This is a genomic window from Marinobacter halodurans, assembly GCF_004327985.1.
GTDB classification, from domain to species: domain Bacteria; phylum Pseudomonadota; class Gammaproteobacteria; order Pseudomonadales; family Oleiphilaceae; genus Marinobacter_A; species Marinobacter_A halodurans.
Window position 1 is genome coordinate 44972 of record NZ_SJDL01000022.1, and the last position, 17824, is coordinate 62795.

A 17824-nucleotide genomic window follows, 5' to 3' on the forward strand; every position below is an offset into this window, starting at 1 on the left:
CGGACAAATTCATGCCCGTCGCCAACTCGTCCCTTCACGCGAATCGTCGAGGATGACGCCCTGCTCCGCCAGGGCATCCCGAATCCGATCGGCCTCGGCGAAATCCCGGTTGCGGCGGGCTTCGGTGCGCGCCGCGATCTGCTGCTCAATCTCCTCCGCACTCGGTCCGTCACCGGGACCCGCCTGGAAATAGACTTCCGGATCCTGCTGCAACAGCCCCAGCACGCCACCCAGACGCACCAACACGGCGGCCAGCCGTGCCGCTTCCTGCTCTTCGCCATCGCGCCGCAGACGGTTGATCTCGGAGGCCAGCGCGTGCAGGACCGTGTTGGCACCTGCCGTATTGAAGTCGTCATCCATGGCGGCCTGGAAGCGGGCATCGTAATCCGTTTGCGGCACGTCCGCCGCCGGAGCGACACCGCGCAAGGCATGATAGAGCCGCGTCAGCGCGTTGGAGGCTTCCGCCAGGTTTTCTTCGGAATAGTCCACCTGACTGCGATAGTGACTGGACACCAGGAAGTAGCGCACCACTTCCGCCGGATACTTCTCCAGGATCTCACGAATGGTGAAGAAGTTGCCCAAAGACTTGGACATCTTCTCCTTGTTCACCCGGACCGCGCCGGCATGCATCCAATAGTTCACGAACGGCTGGCCGGTGGCCGCTTCGGACTGGGCGATCTCGTTCTCATGATGCGGGAACAACAGGTCCGGTCCGCCACCGTGGATGTCGAAAGTGTTACCCAGGCAGCAGGTCGACATGGCCGAGCATTCGATATGCCAACCGGGCCGACCGTCACCCCAGGGCGACGGCCAGCTCACCTCGCCGGGTTTGGCCGCCTTCCACAGCGCGAAGTCCGCCGGGCTACGCTTGACCTCGGACACATCCACACGGGCACCGGCAATCAGGTCATCCAGCTTCTTCTTGGACAGCTTGCCGTAACCGTTGAACTGCTCAACCGCGAAGTACACATCACCATTGTCCGCCGCATAGGCAAAGCCCTTCTCGATCAGGGTCCGGATCATCCGCAGCATGTCATCCATATGGCCCGTGGCCCGCGGTTCCCGGTCAGGCGCGATCACGCCCAGCGCCCGCTCGTCCTCGTGCATGGCATCGATCATGCGCTCGGTCAGCGCCGTGAACGCCTCACCGTTCTCATCCGCCCGCCGCAGGATCTTGTCATCCACATCGGTGATGTTGCGCACGTAGGTGACGTCGTAACCGCTGTGGCGCAGATACCGGGTGATCACGTCGAACGCCACCAGCACCCGGGCGTGCCCCAGATGGCAGAAGTCGTAAACCGTCATGCCACAGACGTACATGCGAACCTTGCCCGGCTCCAGCGTCTTCAGGGGTTCCTTTTTCTGCGTCAGGGTGTTGTAGAGTTGAATCACGGTATTCGGGTCCAAAAAAGTGGGTTCAGTACGATCACGGTTTACTTGTTGGCTTTCGCCCAGGAATCACGCAGGGTCACGGTCCGGTTGAATGCCGGACGCCCGTCACGGGAACGCTGCCCGTCCAGGAAGAAATACCCTTCACGCTCGAACTGGTAGGGAATATCGCTACGCGGTTCCGCCAGGCTCTTTTCAACGCGCACGTTTTCCTTGACGACCAGGTTCTCGTTATTGATGTGCGTCACGAAATCCACGTCTTTGTCACTGTCCGGCGCCTCGTGGTTGAACAGACGATCGTACAGATAGACATCCGCCTCGATGCTTTCTTCGGCGGAGACCCAGTGGATCACGCCGTTGGGCTTATAGCCGTCCGGGTTCACGCCCAATGTGGCCGGGTCGTATTCGCAGCGCAGCTCAACGATCTCGCCACTGTCGTCACGGACGATCTCGCGACAGGTCATCACATAACCGCCGCGTAGGCGGACCGCCTGATCCGGCGCCAACCGCTTCCACTTGCGCGGCGGCTCCTCGGCGAAATCCTCGCGGTCGATGTAAAGGGTACGCGTCCACGGTGCCTCACGGGTGCCCATGTCCGGATCCTGCGGATGCACCGGCAGGGTCAGGGTTTCGGACTGGCCTTCCGGGTAGTTGGTCAGTGTCACCTTGAGCGGGCGCATCACGCACATGGCTCGCGGGGCGCGGGCGTTCAGGTCTTCGCGGATGGCGTGCTCCAGCATGCCCATGTCCACGATGCCGCCGGCTTTGTTCACACCGATCATGTCGCAGAAATTGCGCAGGGACCGGGGGGTGTAGCCGCGACGACGCATACCGGAAATGGTCGGCATGCGCGGGTCGTCCCAGGATTCCACAAAGCCTTCGTCCACCAGGCGCTTGAGTTTGCGCTTGCTGGTGATCGTGTAGTTGAGGTTCAGTCGGGCAAACTCGATCTGACGCGGCTTGCACGGCGCAGAAATATTATCGATCACCCAGTCGTACAGCGGGCGATGGTCCTCAAATTCCAGCGTACACAGTGAGTGGGTCACCCCTTCCATCGCGTCGGAAATCGGATGGGTGAAGTCGTACATCGGATAGATGCACCACTTGTCACCGGTCTGGTGGTGCGACGCAAAGCGAATGCGGTAGAGGATCGGATCACGCAGGTTGATGTTCGGCGACGCCATATCGATTTTGGCGCGCAGTACCAGCGAGCCGCCGTCGTGCTTGCCTTCACGCATCTCGCGGAACAGACGCAGGTTCTCCTCCACCGGACGGTCGCGATACGGGCTGTTACGGCCCGGCTCGGTCAGCGTCCCGCGATACTCGGCCATCTCGTCCGCCGTCAGGGCGCAGACATAGGCCAGCCCTTTCTCGATCAGCTCCACCGCGAAGTCGTGGATGGCGTCGAAGTAGTCGGAGGCATAGCGAACCTCCCCGGCCCATTCGCAACCCAGCCAGCTCACGTCCCGGGTAATCGCGTCGATGTATTCCTGGGATTCCTTTTCCGGGTTGGTATCGTCGAAGCGCAGGGTACAGTCGCCGTCGAACGTTTCGGCAATGCCGAAATTGAGGCAAATGGACTTGGCGTGGCCGATGTGCAGATATCCATTGGGCTCCGGCGGGAACCGGGTTACCACCTTGCCCTGATGCTGACCGCTGGCAATGCTTTCCTCGATCAGGTTCTGGATAAAGTTATTGGCTTTTCGGGATTCTGCGCTCATAGATACTCTGAATTGGTGGTCGATGGAAAACCGCTATTATACGCATAGATGAGGCCGTATCTCATGCATCCGGCGGCGCGAGCGCGTACAATTTACCTTAACTTTTTTTGACGATCCGGTTTCCGGGGAGCAGCGTGCCCGGAAATGAATGTTTTAACGCGAGACCAACACAGGAACCCCCGATGATTCTGCTGAAAACCAACCACGGTGATATCAAGATCGAACTGGACCACGACAAGGCCCCGAAAACCGCCGCCAACTTTGAACAGTACGTGCGCGACGGCTTCTACGACGGCCTGATCTTTCACCGTGTCATCAGCAACTTCATGGTTCAGGGCGGCGGCTTCGAACCGGGCATGGTCCCCCGCAAGACCCGTGAACCGATCCGGAACGAGGCCAACAACGGCCTGAGCAACATGATCGGCGCCGTCGCCATGGCGCGGACCATGGACCCGCACTCAGCGACCGCCCAGTTCTTCATCAACGTGGAGAACAATGGCTTCCTCGACCACACGTCTGAAACAGCCGAAGGCTGGGGCTATTGCGTGTTCGGCAAGGTCGTTGAAGGCATGGATACGGTCAACAGCATTCGTGGTGTGCGCACGACCATGCGCCAGGGTCACCAGGACGTGCCGGCCGAGGACGTGGTGATCGAGTCTGCCGAAGTGCTGGAGGATGGAGGCGCGGCGTGACCACGTTCTTTATTTCGGATCTGCATCTCGAGGAGTCGCGTCGGGACATCACCGACGCCTTCCTCCACTTCCTGAAGGACAAGGCAGCCCACACCGAAGCCCTGTACATCCTGGGCGATTTCTTCGAGGCCTGGATCGGCGATGACGAGCATACTCCGCTGCAGGATGAAATCGCGACCGCCCTGAAGTCACTGACAGACGCCGGTGTCACGCTGTACCTGATGCACGGCAACAGGGACTTCCTGATTGGCGAGGACTACTGCGACCGGGTTGGCGGCACCCTGCTGGACGATCCCACTGTCGTCGATCTATACGGCACCCCCACCCTGCTCATGCACGGTGACAGCCTGTGTACCGCCGACGTGGAGTACCAGAAGTTCCGAGCCAACATGCGCAATCCGCAATGGCAGGCCATGTTCCTCAAACGCCCCCTCGCCGACCGCCAACTGGTGGCCCGGCAACTGCGGGAGATGAGCATGGCGAAAAACCAGGGCAAGCAAGAAGACATCATGGATGTGACGAAGGATGAAGTGGTCCGGGTGATGGAGGAGCATGGCGTGCAGCGCCTGATCCACGGACATACTCACCGCCCGGCCGTCCATGACCTGGAAGCGAACGGCGAACCGGCCCAGCGTTTTGTGTTGGGCGACTGGGATACCCATGTCTGGTGGATTGAAGTGGGCCCGGAACAGGCGCCGGAACTCAAGAAGGAAGCCTTCCGCTGACCTCACCCTCAAGCAGGCACAAAAAAGGGACCGCGAAGGTCCCTTTTTTATTGAGCCTGACTCGAGTCATCGGCGCATTAACGCTCCACGAAGGCGCGTTCGATCACGTAATGACCCAGATCGCCGTGACGTGCTTCCTCAAAGCCCTGGGCGTCGAGGATGGCGCAGGTATCCTTGAGCATGCTCGGGCTGCCACAGATCATGAAGCGGTCGTCTTCCTTGTTGAACGCCGGCAGACCCAGGTCGTCCATCAGCTTGCCGCTTTCCATCAGATCGGTGAGACGACCCTGGTTGCGGAATTCCTCACGGGTCACGGTCGGATAGTACAGCAGTTTGCCCTGTACCATCTCACCGAAGTACTCGTTCTCCGGGAGACCGCTGATTTCGTCCTGGTAGGCCAGCTCAGACTTGTAACGCACGCCGTGAGTCAGGATCACCTTGTCGAAACGCTCGTAGACTTCCGGATCCTTGATGATGCTCAGGAACGGCGCCAAACCGGTACCGGTGCTGATCAGGTACAGGTTGCGACCCGGCAGCAGGTGGTCGACCACCAGCGTGCCCGTCGGCTTGCGGCTCACCAGGATCTCGTCACCCACCTGGATTTTCTGCAACTTGGAGGTCAGCGGGCCGTCCGGCACCTTGATGGAGAAGAACTCCAGTTCCTCTTCATAGTTGGCGCTGGCGATGCTGTAGGCGCGCATCAGGGGCTTACCCTCCTGCTCCAGACCAATCATGATGAAATGACCGTTCTTGAAGCGGAAACCGGGGTCCCGGCTGGTCGTAAAGCTGAACAGCGTGTCGTTCCAGTGGCGAACGCTGGTGACAGTTTCGCGATTCATATTGCTCATAACGATCTATTCCTGAAGCAGCTGTATCTGTGTTGGGCGTTTGTACGCCTGAAAGTTGAGCACAGCTTACCGCAGGAGTAACCTATCGACAAAATGGGATATTTTCATAACCTTATTCGGAAATACCGATAATGAGATACACCTTCCGCCAACTGGAAATTTTTCTGGCGGCTGCCAACACCCAGAACATCACGCGGGCCGCGGAATCACTGGCCATGTCGCAGTCCGCAGCCAGTAGTGCACTCAAGGAGCTGGAATCCCAGTTCGATATCCAGCTGTTCGATCGTATCGGAAAACGCTTACAACTGAACGAGTTGGGAAGACTGTTCCGGCCTCAGGTCGAGGCATTGCTGGCCCGCGGCCGTGAACTGGAACTGGCGCTGGATCAGCACACCGAAGTCGGCGCCCTGAAGGTCGGCGCCACACTGACCATCGGCAACTACCTGGCCGTCGGCGTCATGGCCCGTTACATGCGCGCCCAGCCCCACGCCAAGGTGTCGCTGGAAGTCGCCAACACCAGCACCGTCGCCCGCCGCGTGAAGGATTTCGAGCTGGATATCGGGCTAATCGAGGGGGAACTGCAGTCGGACGACCTGGAAGTCATTCCCTGGCGCGCTGACGAACTGGTGGTGTTCTGTTCGCCGGAACACCCGCTCGCCGACCGGGCGACACTAACGGACGACGATCTGGTCCAGGCCACCTGGGTTATGCGGGAACTCGGCTCCGGTACCCGACAGACCTTCGAGCGCGGCATGCACGGCATCCTGCCAGACCTAAACATCCTGCTGGAACTGGAGCACACCGAAGCGATCAAGCGGGCGGTGGAGGCCAATCTCGGTATTGGCTGCCTGTCTCAGGTTTGCCTGGCGGATGCCTTCCGGCGGGGCAGCCTGGTGCCACTGACCGTGCCGGAATACCGTAATTTTGACCGCCAGTTCTACTTTATCCTGCACAAGCAGAAGTATCGAAGCGCGGGAATCGATCGCTGGATGAGCCTGTGTCGTGAGCTGGATTCATGAGGCGATTGCCGAGAGCTCAGCCCGCCGCTCCCGGCCGCCGGCGTCATTCGGGACGGCATCTTCGGATACCCTACCACCCTCGCTGTCGGCAGGGCGCTGGATAACGCCCCCGACAGTCAGCGCCGGGTGGTTGACTGGGCGAGGGCTCAGACACCGGGCATGACGACGGCCTGGTAGACGTGTTCATATATACAATGAAAGGGCACTGTCACTTTTCAATGTGATAAATATTTTACAAGCGCCCCGTCTCAAGACATTTCAAATTCTATAAGCAGAACTCGCCTTTAGACTTTATAGAATGCGTGACCCGGGGCGCCTAAAGAAAAAGAACAGGCTGCGCCAGAAGAACGACGATTCGGAATGGTCAGTCCCTTTCGAAACTTTCCAGCCATTCCACCAACGGCCCGAACTGGTAGGCGCGAACCATGGACTGAACCTTGTCGACGAACACCGTCATTCCGGGCTCAGGCTTGATCGCTTCCAACTGCTTGCGCAAACCCAGGACATCATGCTGTCGGGCACAATCCTTCAGGGATTGCATGATCTCCCTTTCAGGGAGAACCAGCGATGTCGTCACCGGCCCTGACGATGCAAGGTCAGCGGCTGCCTGTTCCCCCTCGTACCGCCAGATAACCGGCAGTGTTTCAGCCAAGGCAGTGAGAAGCGCCTCTTCGGCGATCGGTTTGAACAATATGTCACGGAAGCCCGAGGCATGACCCCTTTCCACAGCTTCCGGTTGTGCCGAGGCCGTCATGGCGATAACCGGAAGCTCGGCATCGGAATAGCGTTGGCGGATGGCCGCAAGTACCTCATAGCCATCCTGTTCGGGCATCAATAGATCCAGAAGCACGAGGTCTACGGTGTCACTCGCCAGCACCTCCAGCGCCCGGGCCCCGCCGTCGGCATCACTGACCCGGAAGCCGAAACCCGCCAATCGCTGGTGAATCACATCACGATTGAGGGCATTGTCGTCCACTGACAGGATGTGCAATTCAGGCCCGTCATAACCGATCACATTCCCTTTGGCCGGCAACTCCTGCTCCGAAGCCTCAATCACAACCGGCAAAGTCAGATCGAACCAGAAGCGGCTACCCTCACCCACCCTGCTTTCAACCCGCAGCTTCGCCCCCATCAGGCCGAGCAGGTTGCTGCTGATCGCCAAGCCGAGCCCCGACCCCTCGGCACTGGCCTCGGAGCTTTCAAGTTGATGGAAAGGAAGAAAGATCTCTCCCAGCTTGTTGCCGGGAATACCCGGGCCGGTATCGGCGATCTCGAATCGAACCCTCGAGCTCCCCAATTCCGCCTGCTGTGTAAGCCGGAAGACCCTGAATGTGACCCCACCCTTGCGGGTAAACTTCACAGCATTATTGAGCAGGTTCAACAGGACCTGTCGCAACCGCTTATCATCGCAGTTAACGACCTGGGGGAGGTTTTCCTGGAATTCATGATGGAAGCCGATATCCTTGAGACGGGCGCGAATCAACGTCATTTCCACCAGCGTCCCCAGAAACTCCTCCAGGGAGACCTCCCTTTCGATCAGTTGCACCTTATCGGATTCGACACGTGAAAAGTCCAGGATATCGTTGATCATCAGCAACAGGTGCTCGGCGCTGCGGTCAATGGTACTGATACCCTGGCCGTAGCCCCTCATCAGTTCCTGATTGCGTTTGAACAACTGGGTGTAGCCGAGTATTGCATTCAGCGGTGTGCGCAGTTCGTGACTGACGTTGGCCAGGAACCGGGTCTTTGCCCGATCCGACACTTCAACCAGCTCCTTGGCTCTCTGCAACCGGAAGTACAGCACCAACACAATGACCCAGACGCCAATAAACACCACCAGCGCCACGCTCATTTCGGTGTAGAGCCGATGCTTCATGTTGCTGGCCAAATGCCGGTAGTAGGCATCGGTCACCCAGAAGGTGGCAATACCAAACACGTTGCTCCTGTCGTCGATAAGCGGAACCTCCACCTTGTAACAGGTTTTGCAATCCCGCTCACCGGTGGAGATATCCAGGCTGCCGCTAGGCCTTTCGAGCAGATCGTAGTCGAACGTCAAATCGACATCTTTGAACAAGGGCTCCTTCACCGCCGGATCAACAATCAGAAGCAGTTCCTGCAACTTGGTGTCCAGCGCTCTCCTCTGCACCGCACCTTTGGTACGCTCAAGAATATCTGCCAACGGCGTGGCCTGGGCATTCGCCAGCACTTCCGCATGGGTTTGCGCCGCCTGAGCCAAGCGGGGCTGCAAGACGCCTGACCAGTAACGACCTACCGACCAGAGAAACGTCAGCATGACCGCCAGAAAGACCGCAGAGATTCCAATGACCGGCGCCATCCGGTGGCGATAGAGGGTGTTATTCATAGATCCTCGCCACTCGCAGATAGAATGACTTGATCGCAAGCCCGGTCTGTTCAAGCGCTTTCTGATTGATGTAGGGCCGTACCGATGCCTGTACGGACAAACCTCCCAGCACCCCTTTCTCCACATCGCCCTCGAAGGGAGAGAAAAGAATCACGCCCCCGTCAATGGACGAACGGATCAGTTGTTCCAATTCGCTATCCGTCAGGCGCTGGGAGATAAAGATACCCAGCGGCGGGTCGGTTTCTCCGGCGAGATAGGCATTGTAGGAAACACTCTCCACCCGGGTGCGGTGATCTCGAATGGATGCCAGCTTTTTCTGCAGCGTTTGAGCGTAACCTTCCGCCTCCAGGCGGTCGTCGGCGTAGAGCACATAGATGGGCAATTCGCCGTCTTCGTTCGCCTTTTTGTCCGCCTCCCGATCCGCCACCAACAAAGCGCCAAACAGGTTCAGCCCAACGGAGACACGCCGGTCACTGTAGGTGTCTGCCACCAGCGCATGGGCATTGGCAAATATCAACAACAGCAACAGGCAAAACCGGCAGGCCACCCTTAGCACATATCGCTGTTTGCCGATCCCGCGCTTTCGCATGCTGGCTACCATACGGCTAGTGCATGGTCAGTGTGCGCCAAACTGATAGGCGGCGGACACCCAGAGGGTCCGCCCCTCATCCGTAAGGCCGGTTGGGTATTGGGCTGGATTGGGCAAAATGTCGTAGCTTTCACCCAGCAGGTTATTGGCCCCCGCCCGGAGCTCCAAACCGCGGAGGCCCATGGGATGCTCCCAACTCACCACGGCGTCCAGGGTGGTGTAAGGATCGAAACTGTCCGCCTGCCCGGCCCTGACCCGATCACTCCAGCCCTGCTGTTCACCAACATAGCGGACACGACCGGACAGGTTAACCGCAGAATTGACATCCCAGGAGAGCATGGCATTCGCCAGCCAGTGGACCACCCCCACCAGAGGCTCATCGGTAACGGTATCTCTTGCTTCGACGTAGGACAGGTTGGACATCAACTTCCATTTGCGGCCCAGGTATTCCTCCCATTCCAACTCGCCGCCCCAGGAATGAATTTCACCGTGGTTGCGGAAAATCGGAGGATCGCCCGGATTCTGAAAAAACTCGATCAGATTACCAATATGGGTCTTGAACAACGTCGCCCGAAGAACCCGGCCGGAATGACGATATATATAGGCCAGCTCCATGGACCGCAGTTCTTCCGCCGTCACGTCGGACGTCGTTGTGGTTCCGCCGAAAAGATCCGGCCCGGGATAGGATTCCTCCAATGTGGGCGGACGGAAGGACTCTGCATACTGGAACTTGAAGATATGGGCATCGAAAGGCTGCCACACCGCAGCCAGCCGCGGCGACCAGTTCTCCCCCCAGTCGTCGTAGTGGTCGTAGCGGGCGCCCAGGGTGACTTCAAGGGAATCGATCACCCGCCATTGGTCCTGGAGATAGCTACTGGCAATCCTGCGATGGGATCCTTCCAATACGAGCACTTGAGTGGCCGTCGCCTGATTCACGGACACACCGGGCTCGATAAACGTGCTGCCGGACTCGACAACGTCCAAGTCAGCATACCCAAGCCCCCAGAGCAGATGGTGTCTGCGTCCCAGCTCAAAGTTGAATTTCAGGTCCGCCCGGTATTGTCTACTGGTATTACTGTGCTGCCGATAGACATCCCTCGTGACCGGTGGTCGCGGTCCAGGCGGATCCACGCCCTTCGGGATGGTCAGTGTTGCCGAGTCATTGAAGTCGGTTTGCAGGCCGCTGATCGTCAATTCAGAGGTGACCGTCTCACTCATCTTCCAGTTTTTGTCGAGCGCCAACCCGACCAACTGTTCCTTGCTACGCTCAGTATCCCAATCGGCGAGGGCATTACGTCCGAAATAGTCCCCCCGCCTGACATCGAGAAACTGGGCCGACAACTGATATCCCTGGTATCCCAGTCCGGCCAACAGCAGATTGCCATCGAAGTCGTCGTCGACAGAGCCTGGTGAATTCCCATTGCCCCTCCGCGCAAAATTATCCGGGTTGGACTGACGACCGGTTTCGTCGCGCCCCCAGGTGGAGACGTTGGCCTTCCAGGATAGCCCGGACTCGCTGATACCGGACGTCATGGCATCGCCCTGGAGGTAGCCATGGCTCCCACCCCGAACACCCACAGCGTTATCGCCGGTACGGGTAATGATGTTTACCACCCCCGTCATCGCGTATTCACCATAGAGAGCGGAGCCCGGTCCGCGAATGACCTCCACCCGCTGGATCTGCTCGATGGGAATACGCAAGACGGCGTCCGCGGCACCATTGGCCGCGCTGTTCATCGGCAGGCCATTGAGCAGAATCTTGATATTCGAGCCCGACAGTGTTGCCCCCACGCCGCGAACCTGGACCCGATAGTTACCACGGTTGCCCTCGGTTACGTAGATGCCGGCCACTCTGTCCAGAGCCTCTGCCGCGTTTCGGGCACCGAGTCGTTTCAGCTCCTCGCCATACATGACCGACACCATCCCCGGCACAAAGTCGGCGTTCATGCGATTGCTTGTCGCAACGTCGGTCTCCGCTTCCAGCATGGCGTTGAGCGCCGCGATCTCAGCCTCTTCATCAGCCTGGGCGGGCTGTGCTGCTACAACGATCAGCATCATGGCCAACCGTGCCAAAGGCAATGTCCTGAACTGCTTTCTATCAGTCATTAACGTCATCATTTCCAGTCCAATCAACGGAGGCCAGAGCCATTCGATCCGGCGTCCTCCAATTCCTCACCAGCTCTTCGTACACAATTTCGACCGGCCTTCTTGGCCTGATACAGGGCGGCATCGGCCACTTCCATCATATGGCTTGCGATCCGGGTTTTACTGGGCACGGCCGAGGCAATGCCGAGACTAATGGTCACCAGGTGACTGACTGGGGAATTCGGGTGGGACAGCCGTTGCCTCAGGACACACCGTCGCAAGGCTTCGGCAGTTTGCAGGGCATCCTCGGTGGACGAACTCGGCAGGACCACCACAAACTCCTCACCACCGTATCGCGCCAACAGGTCACCGGCTCGACGGGTGGCACCATGGAGCGCCTTGGCCACCGCACGCAGGCACTCGTCGCCCTGACCATGACCAAGGTGATCGTTATAGGCTTTGAAATGATCAACATCGATCATGATCACGGACAGCGGACAACCATTGCGCAGGCACCTGGCCCACTCCAACTCCAGCGTCAACTCCAACTGGCGGCGGTTGGCGATGCCGGTCAGTCCATCCAGCAAGGCCAGCTTCGCCAGCAGGTCGGACTTGCGCTTGAGCTCCAGGTGATTTTTCACCCGAGCCTTCAACACCGGCACCACGAAAGGTTTGGCGATGTAATCCACCGCGCCCAGCGCCAATCCCTTGGCCTCGTCCACCGAATCCGACATGGCGGTGACGAAGATTACAGGAATGTCACGTGTGGCGATATCGTCTTTCAGCCGTTTCAGCACCTCATAGCCGTCCATTCCCGGCATCATGACATCCAGCAGGATCAGGTCTGGCGGATTTTTCTGCGCCAGAACAAGAGCTTCCCGCCCCGAGGTTGCCGCGAGCAGGCGTATACCGCCACTCTGCAAGTGCTCAAGCAGCACATCCAGATTTGCCGGTACATCATCCACCAGCAGGACGGTTTGTGAGGATACGGGTTCCACCAATTCTTCTCTCAATGTGCTCATTCCCTACAGATTCTGCCTCCGGCAACACAGACGTCGTTGCTCAAAATCACAAGGACCCAAGCAAGAATATCGCCAATATTGGTTAAACCCTCATGGACAATGAGTTACGATGATATAAGTACGCCTTACACACATTTTCAAGGCACGATCGCCTATAAGCGCTTATAATTTGCTTATATATCTCCACGTTCCCCCACTCACTTGTGGCATCCACCATGACCTCCCAAACGGATACCCCCTTATTGCTGCTGGTCGACGATCAACCTGCCAACCTCGATGTCATGGTGGACTACCTCCAGGACTCCGGTCTGGATCTTGCCGTCAGCATCAATGGCAATGAAGCGTTGCAACTGGCGAAGAAGCGCAAACCCAGCCTTATCCTGCTGGATGTCATGATGCCGGGAATGGATGGCTTTGAAGTCTGCCGCAGATTGAAGGCTCACCACGGGACTCGAAACATCCCGATCATCTTCACGAGTGCGCTGGACGACACGGAAAGCAAGGTCAAGGGCTTTGAGGCCGGAGCCGTGGATTACGTCACCAAGCCCCTGCAACGGGAAGAGCTGCTGGCGCGGATTCATACTCACTTGACGCTTCGCCAGCAACAGCTGGAGCTCAAACAGAAGAATCGCGACCTGCTGGCACTCAATGCGGAGTTAAAGGAACAGATGGGGAAACGAAAGGAGGCCGAGTCAGCGCTTCACCAGATGGGTGAACAGCTTTCCGCCGTCACCCGTCAGGAAGCCAGCAAGTGGGGCATCGACGCCTTCATCGGCAACGGTGAGGCCACCCGGGCGGTACTGAGGGAAATCCGTAACCTGCAGCAGGTCGACAAGACCCCGGTCCTTGTTCTTGGGGAGAGTGGTACCGGCAAGGAACTGGTCTCACGGGCCATTCACTTTGGCAGCCAGCGTAGCGACAAACCCTTCATTGCGGTGAACTGCGCCGCCATCCCCCCCGATCTGGCCGATGCCGAACTTTTTGGCCATGTTAAAGGCTCCTTCACCGGCGCCACCCACGATCGTCCGGGCGTTTTCATGCAGGCTAACGGCGGCACCTTGTTCCTCGATGAGATCGGCGACATGCCTCTGGCCCAGCAGGCCAAACTGCTGCGGGTGCTGGAAAATGGCGAGCTCACACCCGTGGGCGGCACACGGCCTCAAAAAGTGGATGTGCGCATCGTGACGGCCACCAACATTGCCTTGCAAAGCAAAGTCCAGAGCCAGGAATTTCGCCAGGACCTGTATTACCGACTGGCCGGTTACATTATTCAGTTGCCCCCTCTACGCCTTCGTCGCGAAGACATCCCATTGCTCGTCCAGCACTTCCTGACCATGCTCGGCAAGCAGATGGGGCGGGAAAAGACAGAAATGACGGAAGAGGCCATGCAAGTCCTGCTGGGATACGACTTTCCGGGCAATATCCGCGAACTCAGAAACCTGATCGAGTACGCCCTGATCAGCGGCCGCGGTGAACCAATCACGCCAGCCCAGCTGCATTTCATTCACCAATCCGCTACCGGGCCCCTGTCTTCGGAACCACCACCGGCGGTAACGACCGCCATCGATGATGAACAGCAACTGCTCGACTATACGGCCGAGCAGGGCCGGATCAACAACGCCAAGGCCCAGGAGGTTCTCGGCGTATCCCACAGCCGAGCGTCTTACCTGCTCAAAAAACTATTGCGCGAGGGGCATCTCGAAAAGCACGGCGAGCGACGCTGGGCGTACTACTCCCTGCCAGGCTGACCGCTCAATCAGCAACAGGTCCGCTGTGAAAACGGAACTCGGTGTCCGGCATCTCGATCAACCTTTTTTCGATAGCCAGGAACGTTGCGGTGCGGTCCTTAATGGGCTCGCCTGCCGCCTTCTCCGCCAAGACCAGGTAATCCCGGTAATGCCGGGCCTCGGACTTGAGCAGACTGGTGTAAAAATCCGCCAGCGTGTCGTCCAGGTGCGGTGCCAACGAGGCAAAGCGTTCACAGGAACGGGCCTCGATAATGGCGCCCACGATCAGGACGTCCACCAGCCGTCCCGGATCCTCGGCGCGCACTTCCCGGCGCAGTTCGGCCGCGTAGCGTGCCGGCGTCAGGTGGCCATAGGTCACGTCCCGCTTTTTCATGATCGAGAGCACCTGCTCGAAGTGACGCAACTCTTCCCGCGCCAGCCGCGACATCCTGTGCAGCAGGTCGGGGTTGTCCACGTAGCGGTACATCAGGCTGAGCGCCGTCGATGCGGCCTTCTTTTCGCAATGCGCGTGATCAATGAGCAGGAGCTCCTGATTTTCCAGCGCATTCCTGATCCACGCGTCAGGGGTCCGGCAAGGGAGAAAGTGGTGAATATCGTCCAGGGCGGCTTGCATGATTCCGTCGTTTGGCTGTGTTCGCGGCGCATTATACACAAGCCGTCGGCAACCCAAGACAAAGGTAACGACAAGAGTCCAACTTAACTTTGTCAGTGATTTCCGCTAGAATCTCGGGCCTGTAACCGGAGTCCTGTCGGGCTAGTTCATTCATCCGTCGCCTCTCGCGGGCCGCCCTGGCTCCATGATCGGCACGCCCTTGAACGAGTGAATTAGCCGGACGGGACACAGCCAGGGAACCAACGACGATTCCCGGGTTACCAATAACTCCCTGCTACTTCAACAGGAGCCACTGAATAAGTAACTTGCCCTTCCCCGCCCTCATCGTGCGCCGTCCGGAAGGAACCGTAATCTATTTATTCAGTGCCTCCTTTGTACACGCAGGGTCTCCAAACTGATGAGGGTCTTACCGTGTTAGAAGAGTATCGTAAACACGTTGAAGAGCGCGCGGCACTGGGTATTCCCCCCAAGCCCCTGAATGCCGAGCAAACGGCTGCACTGGTTGAGCTGCTGAAGAACCCGCCGGCCGGTGAAGAAGAGGAACTGGTCTACCTGCTGGAAAACCGCATTCCTCCGGGTGTCGACGAGGCCGCCTACGTCAAGGCCGCTTTCCTGACCGCGATCGTCAAGGACGAAGCGAGCTCCCCCCTGATCGACAAGAAAAAGGCCGTCCAGCTGCTGGGTATGATGCAGGGTGGCTACAACATCGCCACGCTGGTCGAACTGCTGGACAACGCGGACCTGGCCGAGCTGGCCGGCGAGCAGCTCAAGAAAACCCTGCTGATGTTCGACGCCTTCAATGACGTCAAGGACAAGATGGACGCCGGCAATGCCGTCGCCAAGTCCGTCATGGAATCCTGGGCCAATGCCGAGTGGTTCACCGGCAAGAAGAAAGTGCCCGAGAGCATCAGGATGGTGGTGTTCAAGGTGACCGGTGAAACCAACACCGACGACCTGTCCCCGGCTCCGGATGCCTGGTCCCGCCCGGACATCCCGCTGCACGCCCGTGCCATGTACAAGATGGAGCGCGACGGCCTGACCCCGGAAGAGCCCGGCGTCACCGGCCCGATCAAGCAGATCGAGGAGATCCAGTCCAAGGGTCTGCCGGTCGCCTTCGTGGGTGACGTTGTCGGCACCGGTTCTTCCCGTAAGTCCGGCACCAACTCCGTACTGTGGTACTTCGGCGAAGACATCCCGGGCGTGCCGAACAAGCGTGCCGGCGGTGTCTGTATCGGTAACAAGGTCGCTCCGATCTTCTTCAACACCATGGAAGACGCCGGCGCCCTGGTTTTCGAGGCACCGGTGGACAACATGAACATGGGCGACGTCATCGACATCCGCCCGTACGAAGGCAGGATCCTGAACGAAGCCGGTGAGACCCTCTCCGAGTTCGGCTTCAAGTCCGAGGTGATCCTGGACGAAGTTCAGGCCGGTGGCCGGATCCCGCTGATCATCGGTCGTGGCCTGACCAACAAGGCCCGTGAAGCCCTGAACCTGGGCGCCACGGACATCTTCCGCCTGCCGAAGGACCCGGAAGCCGGCACCAAAGGCTTCACCCTGGCCCAGAAGATGGTCGGCAAGGCCTGTGGCCTGGAAGAAGGCAAAGGCGTCCGTCCGGGCACCTACTGCGAGCCGGAGATGACCACCGTCGGTTCCCAGGACACCACCGGCCCGATGACCCGTGACGAGCTGAAGGACCTGGCCTGCCTGGGCTTCCAGTCCGACCTGGTCATGCAGTCCTTCTGCCACACTGCGGCCTATCCGAAGCCGGTCGACGTGGAGATGCAGCACACCATGCCGGACTTCATCCAGACCCGTGGCGGTGTCGCCCTGCGTCCGGGTGACGGCATCATCCACTCCTGGCTGAACCGCATGCTGCTGCCGGACACCGTGGGTACCGGCGGTGACTCCCACACCCGTTTCCCGATGGGCATTTCCTTCCCGGCCGGTTCCGGCCTGGTGGCGTTTGCCGCGGCGACCGGCGTGATGCCGCTGGACATGCCGGAATCCGTCCTGGTGCGCTTCAAGGGCGACATGCAGCCGGGCATCACCCTGCGTGACCTGGTCCACGCGATTCCGCTCTACGGCATCAAGCAGGGCATGCTGACCGTCGAGAAGAAAGGCAAGATCAACGAATTCTCCGGTCGCATCCTGGAAATCGAAGGTCTGGAGCACCTGACCGTCGAGCAGGCGTTCGAGCTGTCTGACGCCTCTGCCGAGCGTTCCGCGGCCGGTTGTACCATTAACCTGTCCGAAGACTCCGTGGCCGAGTACCTGCGCTCCAACATCGTCATGCTGCGCTGGATGATTGCCGAAGGTTACGGCGATCCGCGTACCCTGGAGCGTCGTGCCCAGAAGATGGAAGAGTGGCTGGCCAACCCGAGCCTGATGCGCGCCGACAAGGACGCGGAATACTCGCACGTCATCGAGATCGACCTGGCTGACATCAAGGAGCCGATCGTGTGCTGCCCGAACGACCCGGACGACGCCAGGTTCCTGTCCGAAGTCGCCGGCGACAAGGTGGACGAAGTGTTCATCGGTTCCTGCATGACCAACATCGGTCACTTCCGGGCTGCCGGTAAGCTGCTGGAGCAACACAAGGGCGCCCTGAGCACCCGTCTGTGGATGTCTCCGCCCACCAAGATGGACCAGGCGCAGCTGATGGAAGAAGGCTACTTCAACACCTACGGCACCGCCGGTGTACGTACCGAGATGCCGGGTTGCTCCCTGTGCATGGGTAACCAGGCACGGGTGGCGCCGAAGTCCACGGTCCTGTCCACCTCCACCCGTAACTTCCCGAACCGTCTCGGCGATGGTGCCAATGTGTACCTGACTTCCGCCGAACTGGCGGCGGTCGGTGCGGTTCTGGGCAAACTGCCGACGCCGGCAGAGTACATGGAGTACGCCAAGGACCTGAACAGCATGTCGAAAGAGATCTACAGGTATCTCAACTTCGACCAGATGGAGAACTACACGAAGAAGGCCTCAGAAGCCTCCGTGGCCTGAGCCTT

General features: G+C 59.1%; 13 protein-coding genes. 5 read left to right on the top strand and 8 right to left on the bottom strand.

All coding sequences use genetic code 11. The features are described from left to right. Window positions 1–9 precede the first annotated feature (9 nt). Both cysS and EZI54_RS14075 read right to left on the bottom strand, forming a co-directional pair. The gene (gene cysS / locus EZI54_RS14070; protein ID WP_131482517.1) at window positions 10–1392 is read right to left on the bottom strand and encodes a cysteine--tRNA ligase; all 1383 of its coding nucleotides are present in this window, start codon (window positions 1390–1392) and stop codon (window positions 10–12) included. A 41-nt stretch (window positions 1393–1433) separates the two neighbouring features. Further along, entirely contained in the window at window positions 1434–3110 is a 1677-nt protein-coding gene (locus EZI54_RS14075; RefSeq protein WP_131482518.1) for a glutamine--tRNA ligase/YqeY domain fusion protein, read from the bottom strand. Window positions 3111–3292: 182 nt separating this feature from the next. Between EZI54_RS14075 and EZI54_RS14080 the strand changes: the two genes are divergently transcribed. Beyond that, window positions 3293–3802, top strand: coding sequence for a peptidylprolyl isomerase (locus EZI54_RS14080; protein WP_131482519.1), 510 nt, complete (start codon window positions 3293–3295; stop codon window positions 3800–3802). After that, the gene (locus EZI54_RS14085; RefSeq protein ID WP_131482520.1) at window positions 3799–4527 is read left to right on the top strand and encodes a UDP-2,3-diacylglucosamine diphosphatase; all 729 of its coding nucleotides are present in this window, start codon (window positions 3799–3801) and stop codon (window positions 4525–4527) included. Before EZI54_RS14080 ends, EZI54_RS14085 begins: the two co-directional genes overlap by 4 nt. A gap of 77 nt (window positions 4528–4604) precedes the next feature. On the opposite strand, the gene EZI54_RS14090 is transcribed toward EZI54_RS14085, so the two are convergent. Then, window positions 4605–5375 carry a ferredoxin--NADP reductase gene (locus tag EZI54_RS14090; RefSeq protein ID WP_131482521.1) on the bottom strand — a complete coding sequence of 257 codons (771 nt, stop codon included), beginning with the start codon at window positions 5373–5375 and terminating at the stop codon, window positions 4605–4607. 131 nt (window positions 5376–5506) lie between these two features. Here EZI54_RS14090 and EZI54_RS14095 point away from each other — a divergent pair, with 131 nt between their 5' ends. Continuing rightward, window positions 5507–6394 carry a LysR substrate-binding domain-containing protein gene (locus EZI54_RS14095; RefSeq protein WP_131482522.1) on the top strand — a complete coding sequence of 296 codons (888 nt, stop codon included), beginning with the start codon at window positions 5507–5509 and terminating at the stop codon, window positions 6392–6394. 364 nt (window positions 6395–6758) lie between these two features. On the opposite strand, the gene EZI54_RS14100 is transcribed toward EZI54_RS14095, so the two are convergent. Genes EZI54_RS14100 through EZI54_RS14110 form a run of 4 tightly spaced genes read right to left on the bottom strand, consistent with a single transcriptional unit; the run spans window position 6759 to window position 12452 of the window. Beyond that, a complete protein-coding gene (locus EZI54_RS14100; RefSeq protein ID WP_165495754.1) occupies window positions 6759–8810 on the bottom strand; it encodes a response regulator in 2052 nt (683 codons plus the stop codon). After that, window positions 8749–9345 carry a YfiR family protein gene (locus tag EZI54_RS24445; protein ID WP_165495755.1) on the bottom strand — a complete coding sequence of 199 codons (597 nt, stop codon included), beginning with the start codon at window positions 9343–9345 and terminating at the stop codon, window positions 8749–8751. The genes EZI54_RS14100 and EZI54_RS24445 overlap by 62 nt, the downstream gene beginning before the upstream one ends. A 27-nt stretch (window positions 9346–9372) precedes the next feature. After that, window positions 9373–11451 carry a TonB-dependent receptor plug domain-containing protein gene (locus EZI54_RS14105; protein ID WP_165495756.1) on the bottom strand — a complete coding sequence of 693 codons (2079 nt, stop codon included), beginning with the start codon at window positions 11449–11451 and terminating at the stop codon, window positions 9373–9375. A 23-nt stretch (window positions 11452–11474) separates the two neighbouring features. Beyond that, the gene (locus tag EZI54_RS14110) at window positions 11475–12452 is read right to left on the bottom strand and encodes a diguanylate cyclase domain-containing protein (RefSeq protein ID WP_131482525.1); all 978 of its coding nucleotides are present in this window, start codon (window positions 12450–12452) and stop codon (window positions 11475–11477) included. Between the two features lie 215 nt (window positions 12453–12667). Between EZI54_RS14110 and EZI54_RS14115 the strand changes: the two genes are divergently transcribed. After that, the gene (locus EZI54_RS14115; protein WP_131482526.1) at window positions 12668–14200 is read left to right on the top strand and encodes a sigma 54-interacting transcriptional regulator; all 1533 of its coding nucleotides are present in this window, start codon (window positions 12668–12670) and stop codon (window positions 14198–14200) included. Window positions 14201–14204: 4 nt separating this feature from the next. Here the strand turns inward: EZI54_RS14115 and EZI54_RS14120 are convergent, their stop codons facing one another. After that, window positions 14205–14813: a MiaE family protein gene (locus tag EZI54_RS14120; protein ID WP_131482527.1), complete on the bottom strand. Its 609-nt coding sequence runs from the start codon at window positions 14811–14813 to the stop codon at window positions 14205–14207. A gap of 411 nt (window positions 14814–15224) precedes the next feature. Between EZI54_RS14120 and EZI54_RS14125 the strand changes: the two genes are divergently transcribed. Continuing rightward, on the top strand, window positions 15225–17819 hold the full coding sequence (locus EZI54_RS14125) for a bifunctional aconitate hydratase 2/2-methylisocitrate dehydratase (protein ID WP_131482528.1): 2595 nt from the start codon (window positions 15225–15227) through the stop codon (window positions 17817–17819). Window positions 17820–17824: the final 5 nt, after the last annotated feature.